Consider the following 6,326-nt stretch of genomic DNA (forward strand, 5'->3'; position numbering starts at 1 on the left):
ATAAGGGACAGGGTTACTTGACGGCGCCGGAGGTGAGGCCGGACTGGATCTGCCGCTGGAAGATCGCGTAGACGACGATCATCGGCAGGATCGACAGGGTGAGCGCGGCGAAGAGTGCCGCCCAGTCCGCCTCGTAGCCGGCCGAGGTGGAGATGCTGGCGATGCCCTGGGTGAGCACCCACTTCTGGTCGGCGCCCTCGCCCTGCATCAGCGCCACCGGCAGCAGGTACTGGTTCCACTGGCCGATGATGTTGAAGATCGCGATGCTGACCAGGCCCGGGCGGGCCATCGGCATCATGATCCGGAAGAACAGCCGGGTGTGCGACGCGCCGTCGATCATCGCCGCCTCCGCCACCGACTGCGGCAGCGTCTTGAAGAACGCGGCCAGGAAGAACACGGTGAACGGCAGCGAGTACGCGATGTAGACCAGGATCAGACCGGTGTAGGTGTTCAGCAGACCCAGGTTGTTGACCACCAGGAACAGCGGCACCAGGGCGAGGAAGACCGGGAACGCCAGGCCCGAGACGAACAGGTAGTAGATCGCCCGGTTGCCCGGGAACGGGTAGCGGGCCAGCACGTACGCGGCCATCGACCCGAACAGCATGGTGCCGGCGGTGCTCAGCGACACCACCAGGACGCTGTTGAGGAAGTACCGCCCGACGTTCGCCTCGCTCCACGCCCGGGCGTAGCTGTCGAAGTTGAACACGTCGGGCAGCGCGAACGGGCTGCCGAGGAAGATCTCGGTGTTGCTCTTGAACGAGGCGAGGATCGTCCAGAGCAGCGGCGCCACCACCAGGACCGCCCAGACCAGCAGGGCGATGTGCCCGAGGCCGCTGAGCAGGCCGACCTCGTCGCGCTGCCCGCGCCGGCCGAGTCGGCGCCGGGTGTCTGGCTTGCCGGGGCCGGCCGGGGCCGCCGGCGCGCTCGGAGCAATCTCTGTGCTCATGCCGGCACTCCGCTTCGCTCCGTGCCGCCACGAGGCACCAACCGACTGAGCCTGATGATTCGCTCGCTGTGCTCGCTCATATGCGTACCCCGCCTTACAGCTCGATCGTGTCACGCCGGCTGACGCGCAGGGTGAGCGCCGCGAACGTGATCGTCAGGAAGAACAGCGCCACACCCATCGCCGAGGCGTAGCCGAACTGGGAGTAGCTGAACGCGTTGCGGTAGATCTCCATGCCCAGCACCGTGGTCGCCCCGTCCGGGCCGCCCTGGTCGACCGAGAGCACCTGCACGATGGCGAACGCGTCGAACGCGGCGATGCCGAGATAGACCCAGGCCACCTGGAGGGTGTCCCAGAGCAGCGGCAGGGTGATCCGGAAGAACATCGCCGACCGGCCGGCCCCGTCGATGGTGGCCGCCTCGTAGATGTCCTTCGGCACTGACGCCATGCCGGCGGAGAAGAGCACCACGTAGAAGCCGACCGCCTGCCAGACCAGCACGCCGATGATCGACCAGAGCGCGATGTCCGGGTCGGCCATGAACAGCACCGGGTCGAACCCGAACAGCCCGAGCGCGCCGTTGAGCAGGCCGCTGTCGTCCGGGGCGTACACCCGGCTGAAGATCACACCGACGATGACCACGGCCAGGACCTGGGGGAAGAAGAACACCACCCGGTAGAACCTCGACCCCCAGACCCCGGTCATCACGCCGCCCCGGCTCCCCCCGCCCACGTTGAGCATGAAGGCGAAGAAGAGCGCGAGGGCGATCGTGAGCAGCGGCATGGCAAGCAGCAGGACACCGTGGTGCCGGACCGCTTTCCAGAAGATGTCGTCGGACAGCAGCCGTTCGAAGTTCTCCAGACCGATGAACTTCGGGTTGGCGCTCACCCCCCGCCAGTTGGTGGTGGCGAGATAGAACGCCTGGGCGTACGGCCCGATGACGAAGGTCACGTAGATCGCGACCGGCACCGCCAGGAAGCCGACGATGAACGGGTACCTGCCATGCCGCATGGTTGTCGTCTCCGCTCGTTCCTACGCCCGGCTCAGCGCTTGAACTTCTCGATCGAGGAGTCCTTCTTCACCGCGTCCGCCACCTTCTGCATCCGCTCGCAGAACTTGTCAGCGGTGCCACCGTTGAACATCAGCTCGTTGGTGGCCGCCCGCGCCTCGTCGTCGAGCTTCTTGTACCAGGTGTCGAAGCGGTAGGCGAAGTAGTCGCTGCCGGCCGCCGACAGCATGGCGTTGCCGCTGGTGAGACCGGGCGAGATCTCCAGGCCGTCGACCGCGCCCTTGACCACGGTGAGCACCTTGGTCAGCTCGGTGAAGCCCTTCGCGCCCTCCTTGGAGAGCATGTGCCGCAGGTACTCCATGCCGCCGCGCGGGTTCTTGCCCTTCGAGGCGACGAAGTACATCTCGCCGGCCGCGGCGTAGATGGCGGTCTGCGGCAGCTTGTCCGAGGTGGTCACGCTGGGCACCGGCATGACCGCGTACTTGAAGCCGGGCGGGGTGTCCTTGGCCTGCTCGTTCTCCAGCCAGGAGCCGCTCGGGTAGAACGCCACCTTGCCCTGGTTCTGCTGGAGCTGGACCTCGGTGTGCTTGAGACCCAGGTGCGCCTTGTTGCCGTACTTGGCGCCGATCTCGGCCCAGGCCGCGGCGGCCTGCTTCACCGGCTCCGCCTGCCAGGCGCCGTCCTCCAGGTTGTCGATGTTCTTCAGCACGTCCGGCCCGCCGATCTTGGCGGCGCTGGTCAGGATGACCAGGTACTGGTAGTACGCGGCGTTCGCCCCGGCGTACGAGTACGGGGTGATGCCGGCCGCCTTGATCTTGTCGCAGAGCGCGGTGAAGTCGGCCCAGGTCTTCGGCGGGGTCCAGCCGTTCTTCTGGAACAGCGCGCTGTCGTACCAGAGGCCGAAGACGGTGAAGGCGTAGTTGAGCACGTACGGCTTGCCGTTGAAGGTGCCCTGCTCGACGGTGCCGGGGATCAGGGTGTCCTTGACCTTCGTGCCCGGGTTGTCCAGCGACGGGGCGTCGAACAGCTCGGTGAGGTCCTGCACCTGGCCGGCCTGCACCAGCGCGCCCTGGTCCATCAGCTTCGAGCCGGCGTTGTTGACCATGTCCGGCGGGGTGTTGCTGGTGAACCGCGGCTGCAGGACGGTGGCGATCTCCTCGGCCTGGGAGAACTTCACCTCCGCCTTCGGGAACTTCTTCTTGTACGACGGGATGTGCACGTCGGTGGCGTACTTGGTGCCCAGGCCACCGTTGAAGATGACCACCTCCAGGGCGGCGTCCTCCTTGACGCCCAGCGGGTTCTCCGCGGACTTCTCGCCGGCGGCCTGCTCGGTCGGCTCGTCGTCGCCGCCGGCCACGCAGCCGCTCAGCAGGCCGGCGGCCGGGGTGGCGAGCAGGCCGACGGCGGCGGCCCGACGCAGCACGGTCCGGCGGCTCAGGTCGGCCGGGTTCTCGGGGGTAATCGACATCGTCGTCTCTCCTTGAGGTGTTCGGGTCAGGCGGTCCGCCGGAGGCGCCCGGCGTACCGCGACTCGAGGGCGAGGTTGTGCTCGTCCCCACCGGGGACGTTGGCGGAGAGGTAGATAGGGGGTACCTCTCCGGCCTGGTGGAACCGTCGTACGACCTCGGCGGTCAGCAGCTGCGCCAGCAGCGCCGCGGTGACCGAGGAGACCGCACAGACCGCGCCGCCGCCCTCGAGCGGCAGCAGTGCGTCGCCGTACGGCGCGCCGTTGTCCAGCACGACGTCGGCGAGGTCGGCGAGCCGCCGGCCGGACGGGTGCCGCGGGGCGACCCGTGCCGTGTGCTCGACCGAGGTGACCGCGATCAACGGGTGACCGCGCCCGGTGACCAGCGCCGCCAGCTCGACCACCGAGCCGTTGATGCCGGACTGGGACGCCACCACGAACACGTCCTGCGGCTGGGGGGCCGCCAGGGCGTACAGCTGGTGGGCGATGGTGGGGTCGCGCTCCAGCTTCGGATCGGCGAGCACGTCGCGCGGGGCGTCGCCGTGCAGCACCAGGTCGTGGATGGAGAGCCGGTTGGTGGGGACCAGGCCGCCGGCCCGGGCGACCAGCTCGGCGGCGAACGCCTCGGAGTGCCCGGCCCCGAACGCCTGGAGCACCCCGCCGGCGCGCAGGCTCGCGGCGATCAGGTCGGCCGCCGTGGCGATCCCGTCCGCGCTGGTGTCGACCAGCCGGTCGAGCACCGGACGGACCGCTTCCGCGTACCCCTGGGCGCTGATCATGCGCGGGCCTCCCTCGCGGCCTTGTGCCCGTCGACGGCCTGGGCGGTACGCCGGAAGGCCGCGTGGGCGCGGTCGTGGGTGCGCTGGGCCACCGCGATGTAGAGCAGGTCGAGCACGACCAGCTGCGGGTGCCGCGCGGAGAGCGCGTCCGGCCGGAAGGTGGTCGCCTGGCTGGCGGTGACCAGCACGAGGTCGGCGAGCTCGGCCAGCGGCGAGCGGGGGAAGCCGGTGAGCGCCACGGTGGTGGCGCCGCGGCTGCCCGCCTCGGCGAGCACCTCGATGGTCTCCCGGGTCTGCCCGGTGTGCGAGATACCGAGCGCCACGTCGCCGGGGCGCAGCAGCGCGGCCGAGGCGAGCCCGGAGTGCACGTCGTTCCAGGCCCACGCGGCCACCCCGATGCGGTGCAGGCTGAACTGCATCTCCTCGCCGACCAGCGCGCTGCCGCTGGCGCCGAAGATGTTCACCCGGGAGGCTCCGGCGATGGCCACCGCGGCCCGCTCCACCTCGGCGAGGTCGAGCAGGGCGGCGGTGTCGTGCATCGCCCGGGTGTCGGCGGCCATGATCTGGTCGAGCACCCGCTCCAGCGGGTCGTTGGGCTGGATCTCCCGTCCGATGTCGACGGTCCAGCCCGCCGAGCGGGCCCGCCCGGTCTCGGCGGCGATGCCCAGCCGCAGGTCGGCGTAGCCCTCGAAGCCCATCGCCCGGCAGAACCGGGTGATCGTGGCCGGCGAGGTACCACTTCGCTCCGCCAGTTCCACTATGGTCGCTCTGGCGGCCGCCTCCGGGTCGCTCAGCACGTGCTCGGCGACCCGGCGCAGCGCGCCGGTCAGCTCGTCGACGCCGGCGCGCACCCGGGCCAGCACGCCGTCGGAGGGCAGCGCGCCCCGTCGGTCGAACGCGTCGGCGTCGACCACCGCGGTCCCCGCGGAGGTGTCCACCTCGTGATCAACCATGGGACGCCTTTCGGAAAAGACTGTTAACTGTTAGTGGTAAAAGTTCTTACTGACGGCCCCTCCGTGTCAAGGCTGTGGGCGAAGTTTTCAAACTGTTACCTGGCGCACAGCCGCCCGGCGGTCACCGACCTTGCCTGCCGGCACCCGGCCGACCAGCATGAATGCGCCACAGCAGCGCAGCAGGAGGGGCCCGAGCCGATGTCCGACACCGTCGTGGTTGGTCTCGACGTCGGGGGTACGTCCACCCGCGCCACCGCCCTCACCCTGGACGGCCGGCGACTGGGCGACGGCCGCGCCGGCGGCGGCAACCCGACCAGCCACGGCGCCGACCGGGCCGCCGCCGAACTCCTCACCGCGCTGCGCGGCGCGCTCGCCGACACCGACCCCACCCGGGTCCGCGCCGGCACCATCGGCCTCGCCGGAGCCGGGCGGCTGCTCGCCGACCCCGCCGGCCGGGCGGCGTTCGACCGGGCCTGGCACGACGCCGGCCTGCGCTGCCCGTACGCGGTGCACGGCGACGCCCTCGTCGCGTACGCCTCGGGCACCGCCGCCCCGGACGGCACGGTAATCATCGCCGGCACCGGCGCGATCGCCGCCCAGGTCCACGAGCTGCGCCTGGACCGGGTGGCCGACGGCCACGGCTGGCTGCTCGGCGACGCCGGCTCCGGATTCTGGCTCGGCCGCGAGGCGGTCCGCCGGCTGCTGGCCGACCTGGACTCCGGCCGGGCACCCGACGCGCTGGGCCAGCAGGTGCTCACCGACCTGCTCGGCACCCCCGAGCTGGCGGCCCGCCCCCGGGACACCGTCGACACGCTGATCCAGGCGGTCACCCGGCGCCCGCCGGTCGAACTGGCCCGGCTGGCCCCGCGTGTGGTCGCCGCCGCGATCGCCGGGGAACCGACCGGGCGCGCGCTGATCGCCGAGGCCGCCGGTCACCTCGCGGAGAGCGTCACCCGGATCCGGCCGGCCGGCACGCTCACCCCGATCGTGCTCGGCGGCGGGCTGCTCACCGGCGACACCCCGCTCGCCGCCGCCGTCCGCGACGAGGCGGCCCGGCGCTGGCCGGACGCGCCGCTGCACTCGGCCGGCGACGGCGCGGCCGCCGCAGCCTGGCTCGCCGCCCGGGACCTGCCCGAAGTGGACGACCCGACCACCCTGCACGCCCTCCTGGTCCCCACC

General features: G+C 71.1%; 6 protein-coding genes. 1 reads left to right on the forward strand and 5 read right to left on the reverse strand.

All coding sequences use genetic code 11. From position 1 onward, the window contains the following. Nucleotides 1-13: 13 nt before the first annotated feature. The 5 genes from DLJ47_RS28110 to DLJ47_RS28130 form a co-directional block, all read right to left on the reverse strand. A complete protein-coding gene (locus tag DLJ47_RS28110; protein WP_109904401.1) occupies nucleotides 14-946 on the reverse strand; it encodes a carbohydrate ABC transporter permease in 933 nt (310 codons plus the stop codon). A gap of 94 nt (nucleotides 947-1,040) precedes the next feature. Continuing rightward, a complete protein-coding gene (locus DLJ47_RS28115) occupies nucleotides 1,041-1,952 on the reverse strand; it encodes a carbohydrate ABC transporter permease (RefSeq protein WP_109904403.1) in 912 nt (303 codons plus the stop codon). Nucleotides 1,953-1,984: 32 nt separating this feature from the next. Next, complete coding sequence (ngcE, locus tag DLJ47_RS28120) at nucleotides 1,985-3,418, reverse strand: N-acetylglucosamine/diacetylchitobiose ABC transporter substrate-binding protein (protein ID WP_109904405.1); 1,434 nt, start codon at nucleotides 3,416-3,418, stop codon at nucleotides 1,985-1,987. A gap of 26 nt (nucleotides 3,419-3,444) precedes the next feature. Beyond that, nucleotides 3,445-4,194, reverse strand: coding sequence for a sugar isomerase domain-containing protein (locus tag DLJ47_RS28125; RefSeq protein ID WP_109904407.1), 750 nt, complete (start codon nucleotides 4,192-4,194; stop codon nucleotides 3,445-3,447). Then, complete coding sequence (locus DLJ47_RS28130) at nucleotides 4,191-5,147, reverse strand: MurR/RpiR family transcriptional regulator (RefSeq protein ID WP_088992991.1); 957 nt, start codon at nucleotides 5,145-5,147, stop codon at nucleotides 4,191-4,193. The genes DLJ47_RS28125 and DLJ47_RS28130 overlap by 4 nt, the downstream gene beginning before the upstream one ends. Nucleotides 5,148-5,345: 198 nt before the next feature. On the opposite strand from DLJ47_RS28130, the gene DLJ47_RS28135 reads away from it, so the two are divergent. After that, nucleotides 5,346-6,326: N-acetylglucosamine kinase (locus DLJ47_RS28135; RefSeq protein ID WP_109904409.1), on the forward strand; the 981-nt coding region annotated here is incomplete at its 3' end.

This window comes from Micromonospora sp. S4605, assembly GCF_003176715.1.
In the GTDB taxonomy this organism is placed as follows: Bacteria; Actinomycetota; Actinomycetes; order Mycobacteriales; family Micromonosporaceae; genus Micromonospora; species Micromonospora echinaurantiaca.

Excerpts from the sequence above, each read along its gene's own strand:
- ngcE (WP_109904405.1), bottom strand. The coding sequence starts at position 3,418 with ATGTCGATTACCCCCGAGAACCCGGCCGACCTGAGCCGCCGGACCGTG.
- DLJ47_RS28130 (WP_088992991.1), bottom strand. The coding sequence starts at position 5,147 with ATGGTTGATCACGAGGTGGACACCTCCGCGGGGACCGCGGTGGTCGAC.
- DLJ47_RS28115 (WP_109904403.1), bottom strand. The coding sequence starts at position 1,952 with ATGCGGCATGGCAGGTACCCGTTCATCGTCGGCTTCCTGGCGGTGCCG.
- DLJ47_RS28125 (WP_109904407.1), bottom strand. The coding sequence starts at position 4,194 with ATGATCAGCGCCCAGGGGTACGCGGAAGCGGTCCGTCCGGTGCTCGAC.
- DLJ47_RS28110 (WP_109904401.1), bottom strand. The coding sequence starts at position 946 with ATGAGCACAGAGATTGCTCCGAGCGCGCCGGCGGCCCCGGCCGGCCCC.